Here is a 25,405-nt window from a genome sequence, read left to right as displayed (position 1 = left end):
ATCCTGTAAAACAGATTTGAGAAAATCAACATTATGAAAAGCAGCTTTCTTGACATCATAAAGAAACAACGGGGCGACAGTAACTATGCAGGCGATGAACATGGCGGCGCATCAGGTGAATCCGGAAGTGGTTTGCCAAACGGCTCTGCACAAAATTTTATGTTCGCAACCGGAATTGAATGCTCCGCTCCTACCATTAATCATGGTAAAACAAGACGTGACCAGCTGGAAGAATGCGGTCATTATAAACACTGGAAAAAAGATTTTGAGCTGGTAAATGAGCTTGGGTTAAAAGTTTTACGATACGGACTTCCCTATCACAAAATTCATTTGGGTCCGGGGAAATATGACTGGACATTTGCAGATGAAGTGATGAATGCCATGAAAAAAATGCACGTCACTCCTATTCTGGATCTGATGCATTTCGGTTTGCCTGATTGGCTGGGTAATTTTCAAAATCCCGAATTACCGCTTCATTTCTCCGATTATGCAAAGGAAGTTGCCAGGCGTTATCCATGGGTGAGGTATTACACTCCCGTCAATGAGATATATGTAACAGCCAAAAACAGCGCAAAGGATGGTTTATGGAATGAGCAGCTAAAATCGGATAAGGCTTTTGTTACGGCGATGAAAAACATTGTCGCAGCCAGTATCATGGCCACGCATAGTATTGTGGAATGCCGGCCTGATGCTATTATTATCCAGAGCGAAAGCGCAGAATATATGCATGAGGCAAAGGCGGAACAATCGCCGGAAGTAAAACTGCTGAACAAACAACGACTGATTTCGCTTGATCTTTTGTATGCCTACCCGCCTGATTCTGAAATTTTTACGTACTTAATGGATAACGGAATGACCAGAGCGGAATTCGATTGGTTTATGGTCAGTGAACCTCCGGGATATCAGATTATGGGCAATGATTATTACGGCCGGAATGAAAAAATAATGAAGCCCGACAACACCATTTGTACCGCGGAGGATGTGCTTGGCTGGTACCAGATCACCAAAGGCTATTACGACCGATACAAAAAGCCGGTAATGCATACAGAAACCAATACCTTTGATCCTGAACAAGCGCCTACCTGGCTCTGGAAACAATGGATTAACGTTCTAAGAATGCGCTCTGACGGTGTCCCCGTTCTGGGTTTTACCTGGTACAGTTTAATTGACCAGATAGATTGGGATAGTGGATTGACCGAATTAAATAACAATGTAATCGCTTGCGGATTATACGATCTTGACCGGAAACCAAGACCCGTTTCTGACGCTTACAAGATGCTTTTAAAAGAATATGGACAAATCACCATCATTCCTCACGGGGAAATGTTTGAGATAACCAATCGCGACGCTCGTCTTAAAGTTGTCGTTTAAAACTATTTAAAAAATGCACAATATTGATTTGAACTATGCGCGAAAAGGCGGTGGGAATACTACAACACTCGTCTTTTTGCATTATTTCGGAGGATCGGCGCAAACCTGGTCGATGGTTACAGACCAGCTTGCGGATGATTTTCATTGTGTGGCAATTGATTTGTGCGGATTCGGGAATTCCCCTACGACAGTCTGGGAAGTTTCGGTTCATGAACATGCAGAATATGTAGCCAATCTGTTAAAAGAGCTCGAAATAGAGAATTATATTTTGATCGGACATTCCATGGGAGGAAAAATTGCTGCCTATCTGGCATCGAAACAGACTAACATAAATGCGCTTATCCTTGTTGCGCCATCGCCTCCGACACCAGAGCCTATGGACGATGACAAGAGACAAGAAATGCTTGATACTTTTGACAACCGGCCGGCTATTGAGGAACTGGTACATAAAATTACTGCCGGTGATTTATCTGAACCTCTTTTTGAAAAAACAGTCCGCGAACATTTGCAGATATCAGAAATGGGCTGGACATCCTGGATTGAAAAAGGAAGTCGGGAAGATATTTCTTCAAGGATGAGTTATATAAATATTCCGGTAACGGTGATCAGTGGCTCACAAGATCCGAACTTCTCGACGAGCGTTTTAAAAGCGGAATTTTCGAAATATTTCCCGGAAGCAGTATTTATAGAAATTGAAGGTGCAGGACACCTAATTCCCGTTGAAACTTCGGAAAAACTCGCTGATTTAATTAATGAAATTTGTCAGTAATAACGAGAGAGGTAAATGAACTGGCATTTTAATTTTTCACAATGTCATTATACGTTCTTTGTGCTGCTTTTCACAGGCGGCCATTTCGTCTATAACTGGTCTGAGGGAAAAGGTGCCTATGTTCATATGAGATTCTCCAGTACTTACCGTGTTGAACTTTTCATAGCCAAATCGCTGGGAGCTTTGGCATTAGGTATTCCAATGAATCCCGCAAGAATCAAGGGATGGGCATATGCCGGATTTTTCATATTTTTTTCCTGCGCCACTTTCTGGTATTGCTCATTCTACTTTTATTATTACTGGTCTCTTGTGTCACATACCCTAAACTAGCAGACAAAATTATCAACCTGATTTAAATAAAGGCAAATAAGAACTTTACAAAATATCTTGTAACTTATTGCCAATTTGTGGAATTCAATTCATATTTAATACTTTCAAGTATCACAAACGAAATCTGAAATAATGGACAATAAGTTACTTCTGGTTAGATTAAGTAGGATTTACCTTTTGTCCATCCCATTTTTAGGGGCTATTCTGGCCTTCGCAGTTGGCCACGTGAGTTATAAGATTTATTTACCTGTATGGTTAATTAATGCCTTTATGATGGTCATATCAACACGTATACTTGTCGGGCAAAATTTTGATTCACAGAATAATGACCATAAAAGGCAGATTGTCAGCATATGGTTTCTCATTATACCCTGGATTTTTATATCAATTTTCGCGGGCTTCGGTCCCCCACCTGCGACCATTGAGAAATGGGTGGAAACTGCGATGGAACAGCAAATCCGATATCTAATTCTGATCATAGCAGGAATTTTTGTCAATATCGGTTTGATATTGCTGGGGGAACACTTAAAACACCGTGGTGAATATCTTTATTCTACACTTGGACGTATCATGATGAGTATCGCCATTCCACTTTTTATTTTGAATATGACTTTTTGGGGCACTTTCCTGACGGAGTCATTTAAAATTTTTGCTGCTCTACCATTACAAAAAAGACCAGAATGGTATCTCGTAATTAAAGAACAGTTTATGATTATCGGGATGACAGAAGTGACATTGACCTACCTTGCGACTTTTGCTTTTGTTATGTCTTTAAAAGCCTCCGGATTGTTCGGGTCTCGTACAAGAAACGCCTACGCCGTGGTTAGTTTGTTAGCGGCCACGTTAAACCTCTTGCCACCCTCATGTCCAGACCCCCTGGCAACCATTAGTTACCTCGTATCTATTCCAGCTTTCCCTTTTATTATGCCCTACTTAATAGGTGTAAATCTGTTAGTGTCGAAAAAGGAAGAAGTGCAATTATTATAATTGGACAACGGTTTTTCTATATGAAAGACATAACGATGGTCCTAATCCTTTTAACGCAGTATCTTTTAAATCTAAATTTTACAGTCCAGACTTTTATTTTTTATCACCACGTTATATCCAGGAAAGACGTTACTTAGTATAACTATTGAATTAGTTAAGAAGCAAATAAATTTAAAACCTCCGGATATGAAATGGATTTTCTTTGTCGGTGCTATACTTTTTTCTTGTGCAAAACAGCCTCGCTTACCATTGGATAGCAAATATAATGTGACCAGTCTGAAAAATGATTCAACCTGGTTTGCTACGGGAAAAGCGCTTCGTATTATTCCAAAAGGCAAAAAGGCAGCCACGATTAAAACATTCAATATTCAAATAATGACCGATATTGAATATCCAGGTCATTTTGGATCCGGTATTAGCAAATCGCCATACGTCACTGGCTGCCTGGACGGACTGGACTGTATCCCGACACAAAGGCTTCATATTTATAACATTCCATTAAAAAAACGAAAATTCAAGATTTCGAAACTGGATAAAGGTCGTAAAATAAATTCTGAAAAGACGGCTTTTTGGTTATTAGCTAATGGAAGCGGCGTTAACAAACAATATGAATATGAGGGCCGGAAACCAGGCTGGATCCGTGTTACCAATTATGATAAAAAACTTCAAACAATAGAAGGTACTTTTTCAATAAGTCTGGACAACAAGAAAATGAGTTATAATACCACCTTACCAAACGTCCCTGAAGTGACAAATTTCAGAGAGGGGCTGTTCCGTGTTAAGCTAATTGATATTTTATTGAAAGAATAAGTTTTGGAAATAGAGCCATATTCAATTTATAAATTGGTTCAGGAAAATAATAAAGGAATGAAAAAGTGTTTCATTTTATCGGCAATTGTCATCCTCTTCTTAGTGACTTCCATTGTTTGGTTTGTATACAAAAAACAAACAATGGCAAACGATGTATTTTCCAGCAATACTAAAAGATATTCGGCTTATATAACCATTATTGCAAATTCTATAAATTCTGAATTCCCCACTATCATTTGTGATGTCAGCTCAAAAAACACTTTTCAAAGAGATACTTTGGTTGCCGTTAATGGCCATTACAAAAAAGATTTTAACTTACTTCACCCCATTTATGTGACTTTATATTCACCCGGAAATAAAACGCAAATATATCTGGCACCGGGCTACAAATCCGTTGTTAAACTTGACTTGGATCGGTCAGTTTATACTTTTGAAGGAGACGGCTATTTGGGGAATAGCTATTTACGTGATGTTTTTTTAGCAGTGAGCGGCAAGGTTCCAAAAGTTAAGGAAAATAATGTTGTTGCCGCTCCGGAGGATTTTATTGTTAAAGCCACCCGTTTGGCAAATAAAAGAGATTCTGTTTATCAGCAGTATATTAATATTTACAGCTCTGTAATAAAAAGTGATTCGGTAATTGCTAAATTATTCCAAATCGAAAAAGAGGAAAATCGTTTTTTTCTGCCAAGAGTATTAATGAATTATGCATCATCGAGAGAACTTCCATTTACAGATAGACAATCCTTCTTTGAAAAATATATTAATACCCTTCCCCAAATTCAGGAACCAGCCGATTCTTTGTCGAGTGAAAACAAGCGATACTTTTTTCCAAATCTTGTAGGTTACTATGCTGACGCAGCGTATGCAGCTGGTGACAGTTCCAAAATCGCGAAAATTGGTATTTATGCCTACATGCTGGAAATTTCGAAAAAACAATTTATCGGTAGTACGCAATCCTATCTTATCGATTATTATCTGTCTATGCTTACTAATTTTACCAAAATTTACAATCCTGAATATCCATCTATAATTTCATTAATTAATGCTTACAAAACATATCTAGGAGAATCCAGGACACATTTCCTTTTGAAAAAAGTATCTGATTTACAAGCTATTGATATCACTGGCGAAGTTGTAAAAAAATACAAATTGATCACAGAATCCGGAAAGGAAATTGAGTTGGGTCAAAAACTAGCGCCGGTAACAATAGTAGACGTTTGGGCAACCTGGTGCGGGCCTTGCCTGAAATCCTTCCCGGCGATGACTAAATTGAAAGACACATATCGTAATGATAGCTCAGTCAAATTTATATGGATTTCTGTTGATCGAAAGAAAGAAAAATGGAATGCTACTATCAAAAAATTGAAATTAGATACTAATAATTCATTTTGGATACCGGGAGGGAACACCTCAAAATTCGCTGAGGATCTGGATATAAAAATGCTTCCCAGATATGTGATTATTAATAAAGATGGAAAAATATTGGCACTTAATGCACCAGGAATATCCCCCAATGAAAAAAAGCTAACGAGTTTAATTGACCATTATCGCACAATTCGTTAATATTTTATTTTTCGTCCAATTTGGCAAATCTATTTGGAGATAGAATTACTCTGCCCATCGAATCACGTGTATCAGCAGTTTCGGAATAAATGTGATATAGAATATACATCTGCTGGTAGGACGTTTTATTAGTATTTTGGCAAGGCCTATAATTTCCAAACAAAAAATAAGGATATACAAACCAGCATTTATCACCTGGCTTTGAATGATCCGGAATTTTCCATTTTCCTTCCGTTTTGTATATATTTTTTATGATCTGAGCGGATACTTCCTTGCTCAAATTTCCTTCTGTGCGGATGCTGTCAATTTTGCCCTCACTATTCACCCTGAAATGAAAAACAGAGAATTCCACTTCACAACTTCCTGGTCGGTGCCAGGGTAAATTCCTTTCTAAATAACTGCTCAAATTTTGAATATTGATATTTGAAAGTAGTTCTGAACCCAAGGGAAGACTAAATTCCGGATGCCAGTTTTGCGCCCGAATCTCGCGACTACCGAAATAAATCATCATAAATACCAAGAGACTTTTCATCTTTTCAAAAGTAGTTGGGTCTAGAAAAACTGGTCATTCAAAAGCTTAAAAATTGCTTATTAAATATACAGTCAGAATTGTAACCGACAACAATTAATCGAAAAACTAATAATGTGGTAATAAGAAAAATCAGAGTTTACCAAAGATGAGCTAATCTTGTTTATCGAAAAAGAATTTTTATTTATTGATAAACAATAAATATCTACCTATATTTGTTTCTTCAAACAACAATATTATGAGAAACGATACAAGAACAAAGCAGATTTTAGATGTAATGTATGTCCTGACATGGATAGCATTTGTTGGTTTAATGATAGAAACAGGCGCAATTCTGGTGTCTTACGTGGTAAGCTGTATTAATCCGGAGGCAGCGAAAAATTTGTATAAAAATCTGAATTTAGAGGAGCTCCGGGAATTCAGTATTTGGCAATATACTTACGTAGTTTCCTTTATTCTTGCAGTATCGGCTATGAAGGCGTATGTTTTGTATTTGCTGATAACCGCACTTTCAAAGGTAAATCTGGTGAATCCGTTTAAAATTGAAGTGGTTCATATCCTTGAAAGGATCAGTTATATTTTACTCGGAATCTGGATTGTTGCGTTGCTCAACAACGAAAACGTTGGCAGGTTGCTTAAAACAGCTGGAATAAATAGTGAGAAATTGGCAGCTGATGAATTTATTTTCATTGCAGGACTGGTATTTATTATTTCTCAGGTATTCAAGCGTGGTGTAGAAATTCAATCGGAAAATGACCTTACTGTATAAAACATGGCCGTTATTGTAAATTTGGATGTGATGATGGCTAAACGGAAAATGTCATTAAATGAACTTTCTGATAAAGTGGGATTGACCCTTGCAAATTTGTCAATCCTTAAAACCGGAAAAGCAAAAGCAATTCGATTTAGTACTCTGGATGCTATCTGCAAAGTATTGAATTGTCAGCCGGGTGATATTTTGGAATATGTGGAAAGTGATGTGGAGGTGGAAATTTCGGAGGATTAGGATTTTGCTAATTTTGTAGTCAGGAATTGTCAAGGGTGGTCACTTATGGTCAGGAGTTGTCATTAGGATTGGTTCAAAAAAAGAAATGGTTGCCAGACTTCCGGCAACCATTTCTTTTGATTTATACTGGAAATTAATCTGCTAAGATGACCTTTGCATTTTATTATCTCCATCCACCTCCTAATGCACGGTAGATACTTACCGTTGCATTCATCTGGTTCATTCTTGTTTCAATAAGATCGAATCTTGATTCAAGTGCGTCACGTTGGGTCAAAAGTACTTCCATGTAATCTGCTCTCGCCGAAGCAAAAAGACGATTTGAAATATTGATTGACTCTGTAAGTGCATCCACTTCGCTCTTTTTCAGTTCATAACTTCTTTCAAGGTTACCAATTCTTGAAATCTGGTTTGCCACCTCAATATAAGCGTTCAAAACAGTACGTTCATAATTGTAAACGGCCTGAATCTGCTTGGCATTTGCACTGTAATAAGTGGCTTTAATTAAATTCTTGTTAACCAACGGTCCTGCCATATCCGCTGCAAAAGAAGTAATGATCGACTTAGGCATTTTTGCAAGATAAACCGGATTGAACGATTGGAAACCAAGTACCGCTGAAAGACCAAGGCGAGGATAAAAATTCGCTTTTGCAACCTGAACATCAAGTTTTGCAGCTGCAAGATCATTCTCTGCCTGTTTAACATCCGGACGATTTTCCAATAACTGAGTAGGAATACCAGTCTGGATAATCGTTGGCATCAGTGTTTCAAAATTCTGATGTGTTCTCACAACCGGCTGTGGATACCGGCCAAGAAGAAAATTAATACGGTTTTCCGCTTCAACAATCTTTTGTCTGATATCGTATTGCAGATTTTGAGTATTCAGCACCTGCGCCTGAAACCGCTTTACAGCCAGTTCCGTTACACGGGTTGCTTCTTTCTCCATTTTGACAATTTTCAGGGCGTTATTCTGAATATCAATGTTTCTCTGCAAAATTTCCAGCTGTGCATCCAAGGCCAATAATTCGTAATAGTTACTGGCAATTTCTGAAACAACATTCGTCACTGTGAAATTTTTACCATCTACTGATGACAGATAGCGGTAAGCAGCAGCCTTCTTTGCATTTCTTAATTTATGCCAGATATCGATTTCCCAGGAGGCCGTAGCGCCAAAACGAAAATCAGATAAAGGATCCGGCGTTTTCTTTCCAGGCTTTATTTCAGTGACCTCCTCCGTAGCACCCGGAAGTGTATAACGCGATGCCTTTTCAACACCAGCAGCTCCACCCAGATTCACGAAAGGCATGTACTCCCCTTTTCTTGCCATAATCTCATTATTGGCAATCTGGATTTCCTGCAATGTGATATTCAATTCCTGGTTGCCTTGCAGTCCCTGATCGATCAGAGCTACCAGTGCACTATCCGTAAAGTAAGTTTTCCAGGAAAGTTTTCCTACGTTCGTTGAGTCCTGTGAGCCGGTATAGCTCACAGGTACTGCTTTATTTTCGGTTTTCGTAACCAGAGTTGGCGCCTTACAGGCGGTGTAAGCGAGGGATATAAATGCTATCCCGACCCAACTTAATATTCTTTTATTGCGCATCATTATGAGGTTCATTTGTTTGAGGGAATGCGTCGATTGCGTGAACAAACTGCTCAGACAACGAGCCGTCCTCTTCATCTTTGATCATTTTTCTACCATCGGCCAAATTGCCAAATATAAAGTACAATCCAGGAATGATGATTACCCCGAAAATCGTTCCGAATAACATACCACCCATGGCCGAAGCACCGATTGTACGGTTACCAATAGCACCTGCACCTGACGCACTGATCAAAGGTATCAAACCGGCAACGAATGCGAATGATGTCATCAGGATAGGACGGAAACGAACTTTTGCTCCTTCAATGGCTGCGTTCAGGATTGTATCACCCTGCTGACGTTTCTGGACAGCAAACTCTACAATCAATACGGCATTTTTACCTAATAAACCAACCAGCATGATCAGACCGATCTGAGCATAAATGTTATTTTCAAGACCCATCAGTTTCAGAAGCAGGAATGAACCAAATACCCCAACCGGCAGCGATAATACTACCGCGAAAGGAATAATGAAACTTTCATACTGCGCCGCCAAGACAAAGTATACGAACGCTAATACGATCATGAACACGACAAGAGACTCATTTCCACGAATCGATTCATCATAAGAAAGACCTTCAAATGCGATATCGTATCCTTTTGGTAATGTCTTGGCTGAAACTTCACGAATGGCTGCAATTGCATCAGCAGTTGTGTAACCTTTGGCCGGAAGACCCTGGATCGCTGCTGAATTGTACAAGTTGAAACGTGTAATCTCGTTAGGACCCTGACCTTTTTTCAAAGTCATGAATGACGAATAAGGTACCATTTCTCCCGAATCATTTTTAACAAAAAGCTTTAACAAATCCGATGGAAGTCGTCTGAAACTTGGATCAGACTGCACATATACTTTAAAGAACTGGTTAAATCTTGTAAAACCTTGTTCGTATGTACTACCAATCATGATGTTCAGGTTGTCCATCGCTTTTCCGATCGAAACTCCTTTTTGCATGGCAAGCTGGTTGTCAATCTGCAATTCGTACTGAGGGTAATTCGCAGCGAAGAATGTAAATAAACCTGTAAGTTCAGGACGTTTTGCAAGATCTGCCATGAATTGCTTGTTGATCTTATCAAACTCGGCGTAATTTGTCTCCGAATTTTTATCCAGCAAACGCATCGAGAAACCACCCGAAGTACCAAAACCAGGAATCGCTGGTGGTTCGAAGAATTCAACCACGGCTCCAAGACCTCTTGTTTTTGATTCAAGCTCTTCCATGATTTCCTTCACGTTCTTGTCACGATCTCCCCAAGGTTTCAAGTTGATCAAACAAGTACCGGCGTTAGAACCCCGTCCCTCTGTCATGATCTCGTAACCCGCAAGAGAAGATACCGATTCAATTCCCCCCACTTCTTCGCAAATCTTTTGAAGACGTCTTGAAACTTCGTTCGTTTTTTCAAGTGTAGAACCCGGAGGTGTCTGGATAATCGCGTAAATCGTACTCTGATCCTCATTGGGAATAAACCCTGCCGGCAGAATTTTATTCACAAAAATGATTCCGGCGCAGAATGCTAATAATACTGCCCAGGTAACAAATCTGCGGCTAACAATTCCTTTCAACAAGCTTACATATCTTCCTGTAAGTTTATCAAATACACGGTTGAAACTGTCAAGCGCTTTTGTAAGTATGTTTTTCTTTTTCTCATGTCCATGGTGATTTTGAAGCAGCATGGCGCACAATACCGGAGTAAGTGTCAAGGCGATCAAGGCCGAAATTACAATCGAACTAGCCATCGTGATCGAGAATTGTCGGTAGAAAGTACCAACCGGACCAGACATGAACGAAATCGGAAGGAATACCGACACCATTACGGCTGTGATAGCGATAATCGCACCACTGATTTCGGAAAGTACCTTTTTCACCGCATTATACGGCGAGATACCGGGCTCTTCTTCAAACTTCGCATGGACGGCCTCGACGACGACAATCGCATCATCCACAACAATACCAATCGCAAGTACAAGGGCAAAAAGTGTGATCAGGTTGATGGAAAGCCCAAATGCCTGTATCACAAAGAACGCCCCGACCAAAGACACCGGAACCGCAAGGATCGGAATCAAAGTTGAACGCCAGTCGCCAAGGAATACAAAAACTACCAGGGCAACCAGGATAAACGCATCACGTAAAGTGTCAATAACCTGCTCGATGGACGCATCAAGGAAATTCGAAACGTCATAACTGATTTTGTAATCCACTCCCGGAGGAAAAGATTCCTTCATCACTTCAAGCTTCTTTTTTACTTCTTCAATTACGTCGCTGGCATTACTACCATAGTTTTGTCTTAACACGATGGCCGCCGAAGGATGACCATCAAGGTTGGAATAAATATCAAAGAATTCACTACCTAACTCAACTTTTGCAATATCCCGAAGGTGGATACTCTCACCATTTGAATTTGCACGTATGATAATTCCCTCATATTCTTCTGGCTTATCATACCGACCTTTGTAGGTTAGTACATATTCCAGAGATTGTGCAGCGATACCAGAACTTTGACCAATCCGACCCGGACGACCAACAATACTTTGCTCGCCTACTGCTTTCATTACTTCTTCTGTCGAGATATTATAAGCACGCATACGTTCCGGATTTAACCAAAGACGCATCGCATATCTTCTACTACCCAATATCTGCGCTCTTGCTATACCTTTGGTCCGCTGAATTTCAGGGATCATTTTAACAGTGGCGTAGTTGAAAAGGAATTTTTCGTCAATGCTTTTCTCTTTCGAGTAAAGGTTAACGTACATCAACATACTAGGCTGTACGGGCGAAATAATAACCCCCTCGCGCTGAACAAGTTCCGGCAAAAGTGGCATAACCTGATCCACCCTTGTTTTAACCCGGATTACAGCAACGTTGGGGTCGGTCCCGGGCTCGAAGATAATCCTGAGCGTAGCCTCACCAGCACTGGTTGCATCGGTTGCGATATAACGCATGTCCTGAACCCCGTTGATCGCCTGTTCAAGGGTGATAAGCGTGGACTTAACGAGTACATCAGCACTCGCACCAGGATAAGCTATAAAAATGTTTACTGTCGTTGGGGCAATGTCCGGGAACTGGGAAATAGGTAATTTCTCAATTGCCAGGATGCCTATAAATACTATCATGATCGAAATCACAATAGCGAATACAGGTCTTCGTATGAATTGATTGAACATGTCTTTTGGCTATTTTAAATACCTAACTATTCGGCATACAGACTTAAATGAGAGATAACAGAATCAGGCTTAACGAATTTTGTATGAATTTTTTCATTTTCGTGCACCTGACGTAAACCTTCAAGAAGGATTTTGTCACTCTTATTCAAACCTGATTTAACGACAAAAATGTGCGGCAACTCAGCTGCTATCGTTATTTCTCTTGATTTAACCACATTGTCTTTATCAAGCACATAGACATATTTCTTTTCAAGAACCTCGAAAGTAGCTTTCTGAGGGATGATAAGCGCATCTTTGTACGGAAGCTTCACCTGGATGTTACCAGTTTCACCATGTCTCAACAATCCTTTTGGATTAGGGAAGGTTGCTCTGAAAGCGATGTTACCTGTTTCGTTGTTAAAGTCGGCCTCAATCGTTTCAACATATCCAGGGTAATCAAACAATTTATTGTTTGCCATCAGCAATTCCACTTTTAACGGACCTTCTTTGCTGATCTTGGTTTTGTAATCAAGATATTCAGCTTCCGGTACGTTATAGTAAACCCACATTTTGCTGTTGTCTGATAATGTTGTAAGCAAATCGCCTTCATCTACAAGACTTCCCAACCGTCCCTGGAAATGATCCATGATACCATTGAAAGGAGCTCTGATTTCAGTAAAACCTAAATGGGCCTTCGCCAATCCAAGTTCTGCTTTTGCCTTATCAAATTTGGCTTTACCCAGTGCAAGTTCATTTTTAGAAACAACATTGCTATCGGCAAGCGACTTTGTGTTTTTGTATTCGATTTCTGCGAAATTAGCTTCTGCCTGCGCTTTTTGTGCTTCGGCCTGATAGATCATTGGCATGATCTGGAACATAAGCTGACCTTTCTTTACCGATTGCCCCTCATCCACATAGATTTTTTGAAGATAACCCTTTTCCAATGCTCTTAGCTCAATATGGCTTATGGCATGGATTTGTGCAACATACTCCTTTGTGACCAAAGTGTCCCTCTGCAACGGACTAGTAACCTGGTAATCGGTTTCTTCTTCCTTTTCTTCCTTTTTTGATTCACAGCTTGTATGTAGCAACAACGCACACAAACTAATGACCATGAGAATTCTCTTCATGATGATTTTGTTATTTAATACTATATGAGTTTTGGTAATTCTTTTTTAATGTATGTTCTTCTGAACACTTCCGGATACCTTTTCTGCTGACTGTTAATGTAAATTTCACTTAACAAATGGCAGAACCGGCAATTCGTAATTCCCATCAAATTCTTATCAAATCCTGAATACTTTTAACAAAAGATACAGTGCTTTATATGATGGAAAATAACAAAAACTCTTAGAGAAAAATATCCGGTGTGTGATAAAGTGGCGAAAACGTGCCGCTACATTTGTAGACAAATCAGTGAAGAATTCGTTGCCGAATTCCAGATGTTTTCTGAAGGCAACCAATTCCTCATCTTTCTCTTCAATAGCCGTGGCATGATTCTTAATATTTCCGTTTTCAGAATCTGTTGGTAAGGACTGAACAGAGAAACCTTGGTTGACGGGTAGACTAACGCAGCTTGAAAATACCGATCCTTCAAAATCTTTTATTGCAGAAAGAAAAAAAGATTCGTTATATCCACGACTGCCATGTTGAATATATCCACTCAACAAGACAATAATCAGTGGTAATATGAATCTAAGTTTCTTTATCATCGGCCGCAAAACTTTAATCTTATGTGAGGTGGTTGTTCAATCGTGGTTGAGTTCTGGTTACAAATAGCGTCAACATTGATTAGCATGGTATTAAAGCTAAATTAAAATGAAATTAAAATATTCACATATATTAGCGATCGTATTAATGAAGCAAGATTAAGTATGACAAAGCAAGTATTAATAATATTTAAAATTTAAAGCCACTATTAATGTCTTGTGAACATGAGTTTACAAAAAGTTACTTTTTTACTTCTACAAAAAATCATATTCTTCTGAGGCAGGAACATCGCTGGCTTAATTCAGCCTATGACAAGTTAAAGACAAATCCTGTTTATTTCCATTTTTGATTAAGAAAATCAGTCGTCCGAATGGAAAATTTCGATTAATAAATGTTACTAAATGGTACACCACAGATCTAACGGTGTAAACTTACGCTTACTAATGTACTGCTTTTTGAGTTTAAATTTCGTTTCAGAATCGTCTTTCTGAAAGTGCAGATTATACTTAAACTATAGCGGATTCCAAAACAAAATAAGCCTTCAAAATCTAAGATTTCGAAGGCTTATTGATTAAAATAACTAGTTATTAGCCCTTATCAGTTCGATCAGGTTTTTTCATACTAAATCAGCAATAATCAGTTGAAAGATTGCCTGAATTCCAATGGGGACAAATTGGTTTTATTTCTGAATAATTTACTGAAAGATTGAGAATGCTCAAACCCGAGTGCAAAGGCAATTTCACTAACGGACATGTCTGTGGTAGACAATTTTTCCTTTGCTTTTTCAATCAGTTTATCATGAATATGATGCTGGGTGCTTTGCCCGGTCAGTGATTTAAGCAGTCCGCTTAAATAATTTGGTGAGGCATTTAAAGCTTCCGCTACATACTGAACAGAAGGTAATCCATTTTTTTCCAAAGAATCGCTGTTGAAATAAGCTGTCAGAATTTCTTCCAGTTTTTCCAGGATTTTATGGTTAGTAATCTTTCTGGTTATGAACTGTCGGTTATAAAACCGGTCGGCATATGTTAACAGTAATTCCAATTGCGCAATAATAACATCCTGACTAAAATTATCAATATTGGAATGATATTCTTGCTCGATATTCTTCATAATAGCCGCGATCATGGCCTCTTCTTTTTCCGAAAGATGCAGGGCTTCGTGAACGGCGTAGCTGAAATACTCGTATTTTTTTATTTTCTGAGCCAGGGAAGTATTCCAGAGGAAGTCGGGATGGACCAGCAAAGACCATCCCGAATGTTCTATCTGCCTATCTATTTCAATTGAAAAAACCTGGCCCGGTGAAATAAAAAACATTACTCCCTCATCAAAATCATATTCCTGCTGACCGTATCTCATCTTCGCATTAAAACTTCGTTTCAGCGCAATTGTATAAAAATTGGTTATGATGCTTTTCGGCTCCACCTGGCGCAGCTCTTTCACATGCTCAAATTTAATTACACTGATCAATGGATGTTCAGGTTTTGGTAAATACCTCAACTGATGCCAGTCAGCAATTGTTTTAATCTTGTAAGGTTCCAGGTTTGCCATAGTGCAATGTACTTACATTTATTTAAAGGCAAGAGCGAATTCCTTTGCGAAATCCACCAGTTTTACTTTTCCCATAACGGCCGGCTTGTTGCGGTTATAATCGGCAGCTAGTACCCCGTTATGCAAACTTCCGAACATTTCAACCATACCCGACGCAATTTCCGGATTCATTCCGATTCCTTCAAGAGCACTTTGTACCTGCTCCTCAGGAATGATTATCCATTTCAGGTCAGGTTTTCCGATGGCTGATCCTAAAATGGCGGCGGTTTCATTTCCCGTTAACTCCTCACTTGCGATGTAACGCGCTTTTCTTCCATTAAAAGGAGTCAGCAATTCTTCACCCACAACCACGGCAATATCGAATGGCGCAACCCAGGGAATGACATCGTCGGCACCATAATTGGCGCCTATGAAACCTGCTTGTTTTATCATGTCTGTATAAGCGTACAAATTGTAGAAGAAAGAAGTTGGTCGAACGTGCGTAATCGCTACGTCCTCAGGCAATTTGTTCAGAATTTCTTCCACATCATGCGCACCGAGCAATAGCCCATTATCCTTTTCCAGATCTGCGCCAAATGTACTGAGATTCACAACTTTCTTTACGCCGGATTGACTAATTGCTTGCGCATAGTTATTACCAAGATTGTGATAGTAAGCAATTAAATCAAGGTTATGATCAAAATAATTCGCTGGCGGCACCATACTGTATACAGCATCGGCACCTGAAAAAGTTTTAGTCAGAAAATCTACGTCTTCCAATGAACCAATGGCAGCGATTGCACCAAGGTTTTCAATTTCTTTTTGTTTTTCAGACTTACTGCTGATGACCGTTACAGCATGTCCTTTTTGTACTAATTCTTCCGTCAGTGGTTTGCTGATGTGTCCTGTCGATCCTGTTACTACAATTTTCATTTTTTCTCTGTTTGTTTGATAAAACAAAGTTCGGCAACAGCAAACTGGCGGATGTAGCTGAATCTACTTTTGTTGTAGCCGGAATTGAAGGAGGTTGAAATTAATGTCAGTCAGGATTATCTAATAAGATTTATTTCACCACTTCGTGGTTTTAATATGGCCGTGAGGCTTTGAATGTTCTATAATAATGTCAGTCCTTCGGACTTGTGAAACAGCAAAGATCAAGTGCCGATATGCGTAGTTTTAAAAACTTCTTAATATTAAAAATTTACCATTTATAAATGTATTAATCAAGTGAATTAGGAAAATTACAAGTTTGACTCATTACCAGTCTTGTATTGATTCTTATTCATAAAAATCCAACGTACCATAATCGCAATGTTTATTGTCAGAAAAATAACTGCATACCACAATATCATTATTATTCTATTCAATAAATCTCTTTCATCCGCAACAAATTCATTTAGATTAGGAGACATATCGAAAGGCTCAATTTCATATTTTAGGGAAACGCTACAATCTAATATACCAAGTCCAGATATTATTATTAGAAAAACAGATATTACAATCCAAACAATGGGTACAATTTTCATATTTTTGGGAATCAAGAGCCGTAAATTTTAATTATGCTTTTTTAGACGATTTAAGTTCCAAATCAATTTTTAGTCTTTCTCATAATTTACATTACTGCTGACTCCCCAAGTATAAAATGATATGACAGGCAAAATAGATTATAATAAAATCCCCCATCACAAACTTTCCCCAAAAGTCAACAAATTATTATCAGGATCAAGTATCGCAAATTCCTTCTGCCTCCACGGTTTTATTTGCAGATGCCCCGCTGTTGGTATGCTAATTTTTTGGTCAAGAGCCAGTTGATACCATTTTTCAATATCATTAGTCCGGATATAAGCCATCCCGTAATTTTCTTTTGGGTCAATTTCTTTAAACTCGAAAAAGTGAATCTGGATACTGTCTTTTTGTACCATTAAATAATCCTCGTGTTCATCGCTGCCAAATTGTTCGAAACCTAATTTATTCAAATAAAAGTCTTTCGTGATCGCCTTATCACGCATGGGTAATTTTGGATTTATATCGGTGAGCATAGTGAAATACGATTTAGAATGGTGAATGTGTAGCGATACAAAAATGTCAAATTTTTCTTGCTAAATCAACTTATTAGGAAAGCTGGAAATTATAAGTTGTACATCTGTTTTATTTGTACATTCGGAGATTCATTCATAACAATCAATCTACATGACCAGCGTAAAAAAATCTTCATCTACCGTTAAAATTCTTTTCCTTGCACTTCTTGGAATTTTCATAACGGCCAGTTCTTTTGCCCAAACCGGTACCGCCATTACAATGGGCGGAAATACAATCCATACTGTTGGTAAACTTCCCGCTGTCGGGACAGAAGTTAAAAATCTGAATCTGACAGGTGTCGATCTTAAAGACAAATCTTTATCAGAATACAAAGGGAAATATATTATCATGAATATCTTCCCAAGTGTGAATACCGGCGTTTGTTCAAAATCTGTAAGAAAATTTAATGAAGACGCTGCCAGCCTTAAAAATACCACTGTACTTTGTATTTCGAAGGATTTGCCTTTCGCGCAAAAAGCATTTTGTGGTGCAGAAGGAATCAACAATGTTGTAATGCTTTCTGATTTCAGAACCGATTTCGGAACTGCTTATGGAGTTCAAATTGCAGACGGACCGATGAAAGGTTTACTAAGCCGTGCTGTGATTGTGATTAATCCGGAAGGAAAAATCGTATACGAACAACAAGTTCCGGAAATTGGACAGGAGCCTGATTATACTGCTGCTATCGCTGCAATCAAATAAAAGGACTCTTATTTTATTTATAAAAAGCAATGCGCTGCCAGGCCGGCAGCGCATTGCTTTTTTTGATATACTTGTTTTTTTAAATTCTGTTTCGGATCAGGATTTAAAAAAATCCAAAAGGTCTTTGTTAATTGTAGCAGCTTCCGTGGCAGGCATTCCGTGAGGAAAACCTGGGTAAGAAATTAGCTTTCCGTTTTTCAAAAGTTTTACCGCTTTTGCACCGGAAATTGGGAATGGAACAATCTGGTCATCTTCTCCATGTAAAACCAACACAGGAAAATCAACACTTTTAAGATCATCCGTAAAGTCAGTTTCAGAAAAGGCTTTGATTCCATCATAATGTGCCTTTATTCCTCCCATCATCGCTTGTCTCCACCAGTTATCGCGAATACCCTGAGATATTGTCGCTCCTTCACGGTTGTATCCATAAAATGGAATTGTAAAATCCTGGAAATACTGTGCTCTTTTTGTAGCCGTTCCTTCACGGATTTCATCAAAAACAGACATGGGAATCCCATCCGGGTTATCCGCGGTTTGCACCATTAAAGGCGTAACAGCACTCACCAGTACAACTTTTGCCACCCGGCCCTCTCCAAATTTTGCAGCATAGTGAATCGCTTCACCCCCACCCGTTGAATGACCAACATGGATCGCGTCTTTCAGATCAAGCGCTTTGGTAAGTTCAGCAACATCAGAAGCATAAGTGTCCATATTGTGCCCCTCAGAAGTTTGAGAAGATCTTCCATGTCCTCTGCGGTCATGAGCGATAACCCTGTAACCAAGGTTCAGAAAAAACATCATTTGTCCATCCCAGTCGTCGCCCGATAAAGGCCAGCCGTGATGAAAAACGATCGGCTGCCCCGTTCCCCAATCTTTGTAATAAATCTCGGTACCATCTTTTACAGTGATCTTAGCCATGTTTTTTGGGTTTAAAATTGTGGTTGATACTAAACTGTTTCAAGATAGGTTTTTGTGCAATGGAGAAAAAATTATCTGTATTAAATCTATTTCAATCCTGCTTAATTGCCAGTAATCCTGAAAAATGAAGTAATGAATCAGGAAAATGAAAGATGAAATTTAACAGAATCAGATTTCATCCGGGTTGAAATAGTTTTTACGTTATTTGGTATTAACTAGTGGCGATGCGCCCCTTCCCCAAACCACAAATCCCGCCAAAACCATTGCAAAAATATTTACCCCGATCACCTCTCCTTCTCCTCTCGACACATGAAAAATAATCGCACAAATCATCATCAATATAATACCGACAGCTGCCCAACCTGTCAATTTTGGTTTAATTTGAAGTAATCCCGGAAGTATCAAACCTGCTGCTCCTGATAAATCAATCATGCCGAGAAGTCTTACAGCGATCGCTGGAACTTGCCCCGTCCACGGCATCATGACGGATATTTTTTCAATGGGCATAAATTTCATCACAGCCCCCATGATGAAAAAGGCTGAAAGTAATATTTGCGCTATCCAGAGGATAATGTTTGTTGTTTTTGAAGATTTTAGCTGTTCGGTCATCTTATGTATAAGTTTTGTTTAGTGACAAACCTACTTATATTTGCTATCCGTTTGATAGCGCTTCCACTCTGGATAGCGATATCCAAAAGGATAGTATCGTGCAACTTAAAACCTGAAAATGATGCTGACCACAGGTGGATGTCCTAAAACTGCCCTTTCTATACGTGATGCTTTGGAAGCGCTGGAGGGCAGATGGAAACTCTTGATTTTATTTGCCTTATCGACGGGGCCACGCCGATTCAAGCAAATTTCCAGGGAAGTTCCCGGAATAACGGACAAAACGTTGTCCAAGGAATTGAAAAATCTGGAAGCCAATAAATTGCTGAGAAGGGATGTCTATGATACCTTTCCACCAACAGTTGAATACACCATTACAGAACATGGAAAGTCACTTGAAAAGGTAATGGAGGAACTGCATTTTTGGGGATTGGCCCATCGCAGGAAAATCATTGAGAGCTGATTTATCCCAAGTTCAATACACATTTCAAGGTCTTCAAATCAGAAATTTAAAGACCTTGAAATAGGAAATATTAAAAACGATCCACTTCAATAATGGCGTCTGCAAATGCGTTCGGGGCTTCCTGGGGCAAATTGTGGCCGACACCTTTTATAATTTTGTGTATCCGTTTGCCAGAAAATTTATTAGCATAAGCCGTTCCGTCGGTTGCCGGTGCAACGCCGTCTGAATCACCATCCAGCGTGATTGTTGGCACTTTTATTACCGGACCCTCTGCCAGTTGTTTTTCCAAATCTTCATATTGCTTTTCACCCTTTTCAATACTCAAACGCCATCGATAATTGTGGATTACAATACTGATGTAATCCGGATTATCAAATGATGCCGCTGAACGGTTAAACGTGGCATCATCAAAATTCCACCTTGGCGACACATTTTTCCAGATCAGTTTTGCAAAATCCTGACGGTTTGCTTCATATCCTGCTTTTCCCCGTTCCGTTGAAAAATAAAACTGGTACCACCATCCCCATTCGGCCTTTGGCGATAACGGAAGTTTGTTACGTTCAAGGTTGTTGATCAGATATCCGTTAACCGAAACAAGAGCCTTGCAACGATCCGGCCAAAGTGCAGCAATAATACAAGCTGTCCGCGCTCCCCAGTCATAACCAGCAAGGATTGCGTTTTTAATATGCAGGGCATCCATTAAAGCAATAATATCCAGCGCCACGGCAGATTGCTGACCATTTCTGAATGTTTTATCGGATAAAAAACGAGTAGTTCCGTGTCCCCGCAAGTGCGGCACTATAACGCGGTAACCTTTAGATGCAAGCAATGGAGCGACCTCAACAAAACTGTGAATATTATAAGGCCATCCATGTAGTAAAATTACTACCGGTCCGTCAGCCGGACCAGCTTCCGCATAACCAATATTTAGAACGCCGGCTTCGATCTGTTTTATAGTTTCAAAAGATGAATTTACTTTTTGTTCGTTTATGCCGTTTTGTGCTTTTGCATATGTGGTTGTAATGATTTCTCCTGCGGCAATGGCAGCAGCCGCAGCGCCAAAAAACCTGCGACGATCGTATTTTATTATTTCTGACATAATCTAAGAACGTTTATCTCTTTTGCTAAAAAAAAGAAAGTCTGAAAATGACTTCCCTTTGTGTTCTCAAAAGTATAATCGCTTCTGATGAGGCTCAATGTCAAAAACCTTGATCCGGACATATTTTATCCTGAATTGGGCATTTAGAAATCCGAATTTTTTCGGTCTTGTATTTTTTTACGCTAAGCAAAAAAATTAAGCGCAAATTTCGCCAAGTTTATCTTTGCGTTTTTTCTTATTGCTTGGCGTGATTCCTTTATCAGAATTCGCCAGAAATTAGAACGTGATGTATTAAACGTTTCAGAAGACAAAAAAAGATTCAAAAACAAGACTTAGCATGTCTCGTTTTTGAATCTCGTATAAAATCGGCAAATCAGTTTTTATTTCTTTTTATGAAATTTTGGTGGCTGAATGTAAAAATCAGCCGTTATTGCGAGACCTGATGTTTTAATAGGAATTCCTCCTTCAACCATTCTGGTACTTAAATTTTTTCTATAACCTGCCATAATATCAACGCCTCCGAAATTTCCCAGTTTCTTATTATAACTTATACCCATATCAACATCCACGCGGCGGTAAACACTTGGCAAATCACTGTTTGGGCCATTGACATAATAGGTTCGGCTGACCGTTTCTGCTTTTAAATATATAATGTCGTTGGGCGACAAATTCCTTCTCCAGGCTATTCTTTTTGGAAGCATCATTTCAATTCCCGACTTCTCCGAATAGTTGTAGTTAAATACAAAAACGGGCAGCACAGTCAGTTTATAGCTTTTATTCAACATTGCTCCAAAACCTATCTCCTTGTTAGCAGATTTTTTTCGAAGAAAAGTTGCTGAAACTGTATAATTAATCGGAATTTGTTTCAAACTTAAATCCGCCAGATTACCACTTTTATTGATATTTGTTGTTGTAATAAGCCAGGAAGTACTGTCAAGTTTTATGAGTGAATTGATGTCCATCGCGTAAGAGCGAAGGTTCCAGCCTGCCATTTTTTGTATCGGATTATCACCCGGAGTTTTCAATTCAAATTGCTCCGTCCGATAATTTGGCCCCATAAGAATGGTCACTTTTTTACTATGAACAACGGGAAGCCAGGCTCTGAAATAATATTCTTCATGTGTAAACTTTTTTGCTCCAACATTTGGAAAATCATAGACCTTACCCGGCGAGTGAGTATATCTCATCGTCAGCCATTTGGATGGAGCCATACCAGTTAAGCCTGGTTTTAGGGTCTGAGAAAACGCATTTGCACCGATAGTACACAGAAAAACAAGCAGAGCTTTCCGGTTGCCTGACAGCATAGATTTATTAATGAAAATAGTACAAAAAGAAATATTGTAAAAATAACGCTCTGAAATACTCAGACTTAAATCTATATCTTGTCAATTCAAACTGATTTTGCGGCAACTTCGGTTTGTCAATTTCTGATATGATTTGCTAACACCGACTGCAAATAAATAAGTTCCGGATTGTAAAGAACTATCATTTAGAAAGTTGGCACATAGAAGATATCTATTTAAGATTCAGATTCATTTTTTGAATAAAAAGACATCTGCCCAAATTAAAATATCATTAATTTCCCGACATATTTCCTTTCCGCAAGTTTTCTCCAAAAAAATTCAGAATTGGTCTCTAGGTTTGCTGCATAAACTTTTCAAATCAGCTATGAGGCCAATATTTTTGAGCATACTCTTTTTCATTTTTATTATATCAAGTGCTCATCCCCAAAGTAAGCAAAACTTTAAAATTACGGGTAAAATAAAAGACGCTTCCACAAACCAACCGGTAGAATATGCCTCAGTCGGAATTACAAATCAGCAAACAAATTCTATTGTGAACGGAGCCGTAACTGATACTGCCGGGTACTTTGAAGTTTCCGGACTTCCTGCCGGTACTTTTACGGTAAGTGTTGATTTTATCGGCTATCAAAAAAAATCTATAAAAGATGTTACTATCTCAGGTTCTTCAAAAACCGTTTCACTGAATACAATTATTTTATCGCCCACCGTGAATGTGCTTGCAGAAGTTACTGTAACCGGTAACAAAACAATTGTTGAAAACCAGATTGATAAAATTGTTTACAACGCTGCAAATGATATTACTTCTCAGGCGGGAGTAGCGCTTGATGTACTGAAAAAAGTACCGCAGGTTTCGGTGGATATCGATGGAAATGTAGAGCTGCAAGGAAATCCGAATGTCCGTTTTTTAATTAATGGAAAACCATCCAGTGTTTTTGGAAACAGCCTTACTGATGCGCTAGCCTCAATTCCAGCCAGTCAGATAAAAAGTATCGAAGCAATCACAAGTCCGGGTGCTAAATATGATGCGCAGGGAACGGGAGGTATTATCAATATAATTTTGAAAGACAACAAGCTTCAGGGCGTTAACGGGAATATTAGTCTGACAGGAGGAACCAGACTTCAAAATGGTTCTGCAAATTTGAATTTCCGAAAGAACAACTTTGGCATAAATGCCTTTTTCAGCGGAAATAAACAGCTCAGTTCCAGGACACCAAGCACCCAGGACCGTCTTTCTACAAACAGCGCTGATACTACTACAACGCGTCTTTTGCAAAATGGATATCAGGATTTTAAAAGAAGCGGTTATCGCTCCGGCATTGGTTTTGATTGGAGTATCAGCAAAAAGGATAATCTGATAGGCTCCTTTGGCTACAACAGTTTTAGCAGCAGCGGCAGTGGACTTACAAACATAAACCAGACAACGTATAGCCTAGAAGGTACTCCTCTGTTAGCTCAGGAAATTCTTCGAAATTCCTCCAGTAAAAATAGTATCGGTGCTTTTGATTGGAGTCTGAATTATATTAAAAAGCTGAAAAAAGATGGACAGGAGCTGAATGTGCTTTATAGTTCAAGTTTTGGAAAACCGAGGAATAATTACAGTCAGGTTCAAAGCTATAATGGCGAATCGTTTGCCAATTCCGGAACCATGGGAAATACGCCTGGAAATGATAAACAAACCAATATCTCAATTGATTATGCCCACCCGATAAAAAAAGGTGTTATGATTGAAACAGGCGTAAAAACAGTTTTGCAGGATATCAAAAGCATTGCGGATATCAGCGTTTTCACACCTGCCCAAAACCGGTTTGTCCATGATCCGACACAGTCGTATCAGCTGAGCTACAATATGAAGATTTATGCAGGATATTTATCCACGGCTTTTTCCATGTTTAACTGGCTGAATATTAAAGCAGGCGCACGTTTTGAGCATACCGATGTAAAAATTGATTATCCCAATACCTCGATTCCATCTTATAATAATCTGGTCCCATCCCTTATCTTCTCACATAATTTCAAGGATGATCAGTCCGTTAAACTGGCTTTTACACGCCGGATTGAAAGGGCGGAATACAGAGAAATTAACCCGTTTATGAATCTGAGCGATCCTTATAATATCACAGCCGGAAATCCGCTTTTGAAGCCTGAAATCGGCAATAATTTTGAGCTTGGCTATAATAAACCTTTCAAAAACGGAGGAAGTATTTACGTCGCTTTAATTGAACGGATCAATACCAGTGACATAAAACCGTATACTACTTTTTACCCAACCTATATGATCGGCGACTCAACATATCTGAACGTTTCGGTTACCAATCGCCAAAACATTGGTGTGGAATATAATTCCGGAGTAAGTTTGTCGGGCTCTGTGCCGGTCACTGATCGCTTGAATTTGAGAGGAAATTTTGTTGTAACACAGAAGCGGGTTGTAAACAATCTGCTTGGTGGAAATGTAACCAACGGGACCAACTGGCGCTTTAATCTGAATGCAACCTATCTGCTTCCGAAGGATTTAAGTCTGGAAGGTTTTGGAAATTATTCTTCTTCAATCAATACAATCCAGGGAAAAAGACCGCAGCAGCTTACCTATAATTTCGCTTTCAGAAAGCAGTTTTACCATAAAAATGCAAGTATTGGTTTTACTGCTACAAATCCGTTTACCAAATATATCAGTCAGGTTACAACAGTTAAAACTGGCAATTATGTCGCCACAAACACTGTTCTTGTTCCCTATCGGTCTTTCGGTATCAGCCTGACTTACAAATTCGGAAAGCTTGAATTTAAAAAGGCGAAAGATCAAGGAAATGATTTTTTGCATAGTGCTCCAAGTACAGAAAATTAATCTTTCAGATTTAACTCT

The 25,405-nt window shown here is 39.0% G+C and carries 24 protein-coding genes; 11 read left to right on the top strand and 13 right to left on the bottom strand.

Features of this window, described 5'->3' with window-relative positions; all coding sequences use genetic code 11:
• The first annotated feature begins 33 nt into the window (after nucleotides 1-33).
• From IEE83_RS12140 to IEE83_RS12115, 6 genes are all read left to right on the top strand, one after another.
• Nucleotides 34-1,371 (top strand): family 1 glycosylhydrolase, encoded by a 1,338-nt coding sequence (locus tag IEE83_RS12140; protein ID WP_194120837.1) that lies wholly within the window; start codon nucleotides 34-36, stop codon nucleotides 1,369-1,371.
• 13 nt (nucleotides 1,372-1,384) lie between these two features.
• A complete protein-coding gene (locus IEE83_RS12135; RefSeq protein WP_194120836.1) occupies nucleotides 1,385-2,140 on the top strand; it encodes an alpha/beta fold hydrolase in 756 nt (251 codons plus the stop codon).
• Nucleotides 2,141-2,155: 15 nt separating this feature from the next.
• On the top strand, nucleotides 2,156-2,470 hold the full coding sequence (locus tag IEE83_RS12130) for a DoxX family protein (protein WP_194120835.1): 315 nt from the start codon (nucleotides 2,156-2,158) through the stop codon (nucleotides 2,468-2,470).
• A 132-nt stretch (nucleotides 2,471-2,602) separates the two neighbouring features.
• The gene (locus tag IEE83_RS12125; RefSeq protein WP_194120834.1) at nucleotides 2,603-3,457 is read left to right on the top strand and encodes a hypothetical protein; all 855 of its coding nucleotides are present in this window, start codon (nucleotides 2,603-2,605) and stop codon (nucleotides 3,455-3,457) included.
• Between the two features lie 186 nt (nucleotides 3,458-3,643).
• Nucleotides 3,644-4,267 carry a hypothetical protein gene (locus IEE83_RS12120; RefSeq protein WP_194120833.1) on the top strand — a complete coding sequence of 208 codons (624 nt, stop codon included), beginning with the start codon at nucleotides 3,644-3,646 and terminating at the stop codon, nucleotides 4,265-4,267.
• Nucleotides 4,268-4,408: 141 nt separating this feature from the next.
• Nucleotides 4,409-5,830: a TlpA family protein disulfide reductase gene (locus IEE83_RS12115; RefSeq protein WP_194120832.1), complete on the top strand. Its 1,422-nt coding sequence runs from the start codon at nucleotides 4,409-4,411 to the stop codon at nucleotides 5,828-5,830.
• A 4-nt stretch (nucleotides 5,831-5,834) separates the two neighbouring features.
• On the opposite strand, the gene IEE83_RS12110 is transcribed toward IEE83_RS12115, so the two are convergent.
• Nucleotides 5,835-6,362, bottom strand: a complete 528-nt coding sequence (locus IEE83_RS12110) for a hypothetical protein (RefSeq protein WP_194120831.1) — start codon at nucleotides 6,360-6,362, stop codon at nucleotides 5,835-5,837.
• Nucleotides 6,363-6,597: 235 nt separating this feature from the next.
• On the opposite strand from IEE83_RS12110, the gene IEE83_RS12105 reads away from it, so the two are divergent.
• Together IEE83_RS12105 and IEE83_RS12100 are read left to right on the top strand one after the other, a co-directional pair.
• The gene (locus IEE83_RS12105; RefSeq protein WP_194120830.1) at nucleotides 6,598-7,128 is read left to right on the top strand and encodes a DUF2975 domain-containing protein; all 531 of its coding nucleotides are present in this window, start codon (nucleotides 6,598-6,600) and stop codon (nucleotides 7,126-7,128) included.
• A gap of 3 nt (nucleotides 7,129-7,131) precedes the next feature.
• Nucleotides 7,132-7,365 carry a helix-turn-helix domain-containing protein gene (locus IEE83_RS12100; RefSeq protein WP_194120829.1) on the top strand — a complete coding sequence of 78 codons (234 nt, stop codon included), beginning with the start codon at nucleotides 7,132-7,134 and terminating at the stop codon, nucleotides 7,363-7,365.
• A gap of 163 nt (nucleotides 7,366-7,528) precedes the next feature.
• On the opposite strand, the gene IEE83_RS12095 is transcribed toward IEE83_RS12100, so the two are convergent.
• From IEE83_RS12095 to IEE83_RS12060, 8 genes are all read right to left on the bottom strand, one after another.
• A complete protein-coding gene (locus IEE83_RS12095) occupies nucleotides 7,529-8,962 on the bottom strand; it encodes a TolC family protein (RefSeq protein WP_194123387.1) in 1,434 nt (477 codons plus the stop codon).
• Nucleotides 8,952-12,158 carry an efflux RND transporter permease subunit gene (locus IEE83_RS12090; RefSeq protein ID WP_194120828.1) on the bottom strand — a complete coding sequence of 1,069 codons (3,207 nt, stop codon included), beginning with the start codon at nucleotides 12,156-12,158 and terminating at the stop codon, nucleotides 8,952-8,954. The genes IEE83_RS12095 and IEE83_RS12090 overlap by 11 nt, the downstream gene beginning before the upstream one ends.
• A gap of 26 nt (nucleotides 12,159-12,184) precedes the next feature.
• Nucleotides 12,185-13,267: an efflux RND transporter periplasmic adaptor subunit gene (locus tag IEE83_RS12085; RefSeq protein WP_194120827.1), complete on the bottom strand. Its 1,083-nt coding sequence runs from the start codon at nucleotides 13,265-13,267 to the stop codon at nucleotides 12,185-12,187.
• A 156-nt stretch (nucleotides 13,268-13,423) separates the two neighbouring features.
• Nucleotides 13,424-13,849: a hypothetical protein gene (locus IEE83_RS12080; RefSeq protein WP_194120826.1), complete on the bottom strand. Its 426-nt coding sequence runs from the start codon at nucleotides 13,847-13,849 to the stop codon at nucleotides 13,424-13,426.
• Between the two features lie 634 nt (nucleotides 13,850-14,483).
• Nucleotides 14,484-15,398: a helix-turn-helix domain-containing protein gene (locus IEE83_RS12075; RefSeq protein ID WP_194120825.1), complete on the bottom strand. Its 915-nt coding sequence runs from the start codon at nucleotides 15,396-15,398 to the stop codon at nucleotides 14,484-14,486.
• An 18-nt stretch (nucleotides 15,399-15,416) separates the two neighbouring features.
• Nucleotides 15,417-16,310, bottom strand: coding sequence for an NmrA family NAD(P)-binding protein (locus IEE83_RS12070; protein WP_194120824.1), 894 nt, complete (start codon nucleotides 16,308-16,310; stop codon nucleotides 15,417-15,419).
• Nucleotides 16,311-16,618: 308 nt separating this feature from the next.
• A complete protein-coding gene (locus tag IEE83_RS12065) occupies nucleotides 16,619-16,903 on the bottom strand; it encodes a hypothetical protein (protein WP_194120823.1) in 285 nt (94 codons plus the stop codon).
• 156 nt (nucleotides 16,904-17,059) lie between these two features.
• On the bottom strand, nucleotides 17,060-17,416 hold the full coding sequence (locus IEE83_RS12060) for a bleomycin resistance protein (protein ID WP_194120822.1): 357 nt from the start codon (nucleotides 17,414-17,416) through the stop codon (nucleotides 17,060-17,062).
• A gap of 151 nt (nucleotides 17,417-17,567) precedes the next feature.
• Here IEE83_RS12060 and tpx point away from each other — a divergent pair, with 151 nt between their 5' ends.
• Nucleotides 17,568-18,158 carry a thiol peroxidase gene (gene tpx, locus IEE83_RS12055; RefSeq protein WP_194120821.1) on the top strand — a complete coding sequence of 197 codons (591 nt, stop codon included), beginning with the start codon at nucleotides 17,568-17,570 and terminating at the stop codon, nucleotides 18,156-18,158.
• Between the two features lie 96 nt (nucleotides 18,159-18,254).
• Here the strand turns inward: tpx and IEE83_RS12050 are convergent, their stop codons facing one another.
• On the bottom strand, nucleotides 18,255-19,076 hold the full coding sequence (locus IEE83_RS12050) for an alpha/beta fold hydrolase (protein WP_194120820.1): 822 nt from the start codon (nucleotides 19,074-19,076) through the stop codon (nucleotides 18,255-18,257).
• A gap of 201 nt (nucleotides 19,077-19,277) precedes the next feature.
• The gene (locus IEE83_RS12045) at nucleotides 19,278-19,685 is read right to left on the bottom strand and encodes a DoxX family protein (RefSeq protein WP_194120819.1); all 408 of its coding nucleotides are present in this window, start codon (nucleotides 19,683-19,685) and stop codon (nucleotides 19,278-19,280) included.
• 121 nt (nucleotides 19,686-19,806) lie between these two features.
• On the opposite strand from IEE83_RS12045, the gene IEE83_RS12040 reads away from it, so the two are divergent.
• Entirely contained in the window at nucleotides 19,807-20,145 is a 339-nt protein-coding gene (locus tag IEE83_RS12040; RefSeq protein WP_194123386.1) for a winged helix-turn-helix transcriptional regulator, read from the top strand.
• A gap of 70 nt (nucleotides 20,146-20,215) precedes the next feature.
• Here the strand turns inward: IEE83_RS12040 and IEE83_RS12035 are convergent, their stop codons facing one another.
• A complete protein-coding gene (locus IEE83_RS12035; protein WP_194120818.1) occupies nucleotides 20,216-21,244 on the bottom strand; it encodes an alpha/beta fold hydrolase in 1,029 nt (342 codons plus the stop codon).
• A gap of 380 nt (nucleotides 21,245-21,624) precedes the next feature.
• Nucleotides 21,625-22,455 (bottom strand): DUF6268 family outer membrane beta-barrel protein, encoded by an 831-nt coding sequence (locus tag IEE83_RS12030; protein WP_194123385.1) that lies wholly within the window; start codon nucleotides 22,453-22,455, stop codon nucleotides 21,625-21,627.
• Nucleotides 22,456-22,912: 457 nt separating this feature from the next.
• Between IEE83_RS12030 and IEE83_RS12025 the strand changes: the two genes are divergently transcribed.
• A complete protein-coding gene (locus IEE83_RS12025; RefSeq protein WP_194120817.1) occupies nucleotides 22,913-25,387 on the top strand; it encodes a TonB-dependent receptor in 2,475 nt (824 codons plus the stop codon).
• The last annotated feature ends 18 nt before the right edge of the window (nucleotides 25,388-25,405 follow it).

The organism is Dyadobacter subterraneus (genome assembly GCF_015221875.1).
Lineage (GTDB): Bacteria > Bacteroidota > Bacteroidia > Cytophagales > Spirosomataceae > Dyadobacter > Dyadobacter subterraneus.
Note: the sequence above shows the minus strand (reverse complement) of the source record. Positions and strands in the feature narration are given on the sequence as shown.

Excerpts from the sequence above, each read along its gene's own strand:
- IEE83_RS12050 (WP_194120820.1), bottom strand. The coding sequence starts at position 19,076 with ATGGCTAAGATCACTGTAAAAGATGGTACCGAGATTTATTACAAAGAT.
- IEE83_RS12065 (WP_194120823.1), bottom strand. The coding sequence starts at position 16,903 with ATGAAAATTGTACCCATTGTTTGGATTGTAATATCTGTTTTTCTAATA.
- IEE83_RS12070 (WP_194120824.1), bottom strand. The coding sequence starts at position 16,310 with ATGAAAATTGTAGTAACAGGATCGACAGGACACATCAGCAAACCACTG.
- IEE83_RS12075 (WP_194120825.1), bottom strand. The coding sequence starts at position 15,398 with ATGGCAAACCTGGAACCTTACAAGATTAAAACAATTGCTGACTGGCAT.
- IEE83_RS12130 (WP_194120835.1), top strand. The coding sequence starts at position 2,156 with ATGAACTGGCATTTTAATTTTTCACAATGTCATTATACGTTCTTTGTG.
- IEE83_RS12045 (WP_194120819.1), bottom strand. The coding sequence starts at position 19,685 with ATGACCGAACAGCTAAAATCTTCAAAAACAACAAACATTATCCTCTGG.
- IEE83_RS12035 (WP_194120818.1), bottom strand. The coding sequence starts at position 21,244 with ATGTCAGAAATAATAAAATACGATCGTCGCAGGTTTTTTGGCGCTGCG.
- IEE83_RS12115 (WP_194120832.1), top strand. The coding sequence starts at position 4,409 with ATGGCAAACGATGTATTTTCCAGCAATACTAAAAGATATTCGGCTTAT.
- IEE83_RS12110 (WP_194120831.1), bottom strand. The coding sequence starts at position 6,362 with ATGAAAAGTCTCTTGGTATTTATGATGATTTATTTCGGTAGTCGCGAG.
- IEE83_RS12120 (WP_194120833.1), top strand. The coding sequence starts at position 3,644 with ATGAAATGGATTTTCTTTGTCGGTGCTATACTTTTTTCTTGTGCAAAA.
- IEE83_RS12030 (WP_194123385.1), bottom strand. The coding sequence starts at position 22,455 with ATGGCTCCATCCAAATGGCTGACGATGAGATATACTCACTCGCCGGGT.
- IEE83_RS12105 (WP_194120830.1), top strand. The coding sequence starts at position 6,598 with ATGAGAAACGATACAAGAACAAAGCAGATTTTAGATGTAATGTATGTC.
- IEE83_RS12080 (WP_194120826.1), bottom strand. The coding sequence starts at position 13,849 with ATGATAAAGAAACTTAGATTCATATTACCACTGATTATTGTCTTGTTG.
- IEE83_RS12140 (WP_194120837.1), top strand. The coding sequence starts at position 34 with ATGAAAAGCAGCTTTCTTGACATCATAAAGAAACAACGGGGCGACAGT.
- IEE83_RS12125 (WP_194120834.1), top strand. The coding sequence starts at position 2,603 with ATGGACAATAAGTTACTTCTGGTTAGATTAAGTAGGATTTACCTTTTG.
- IEE83_RS12025 (WP_194120817.1), top strand. The coding sequence starts at position 22,913 with ATGAGGCCAATATTTTTGAGCATACTCTTTTTCATTTTTATTATATCA.
- IEE83_RS12090 (WP_194120828.1), bottom strand. The coding sequence starts at position 12,158 with ATGTTCAATCAATTCATACGAAGACCTGTATTCGCTATTGTGATTTCG.
- IEE83_RS12040 (WP_194123386.1), top strand. The coding sequence starts at position 19,807 with ATGCTGACCACAGGTGGATGTCCTAAAACTGCCCTTTCTATACGTGAT.
- IEE83_RS12095 (WP_194123387.1), bottom strand. The coding sequence starts at position 8,962 with ATGCGCAATAAAAGAATATTAAGTTGGGTCGGGATAGCATTTATATCC.
- tpx (WP_194120821.1), top strand. The coding sequence starts at position 17,568 with ATGACCAGCGTAAAAAAATCTTCATCTACCGTTAAAATTCTTTTCCTT.
- IEE83_RS12135 (WP_194120836.1), top strand. The coding sequence starts at position 1,385 with ATGCACAATATTGATTTGAACTATGCGCGAAAAGGCGGTGGGAATACT.
- IEE83_RS12100 (WP_194120829.1), top strand. The coding sequence starts at position 7,132 with ATGGCCGTTATTGTAAATTTGGATGTGATGATGGCTAAACGGAAAATG.
- IEE83_RS12060 (WP_194120822.1), bottom strand. The coding sequence starts at position 17,416 with ATGCTCACCGATATAAATCCAAAATTACCCATGCGTGATAAGGCGATC.
- IEE83_RS12085 (WP_194120827.1), bottom strand. The coding sequence starts at position 13,267 with ATGAAGAGAATTCTCATGGTCATTAGTTTGTGTGCGTTGTTGCTACAT.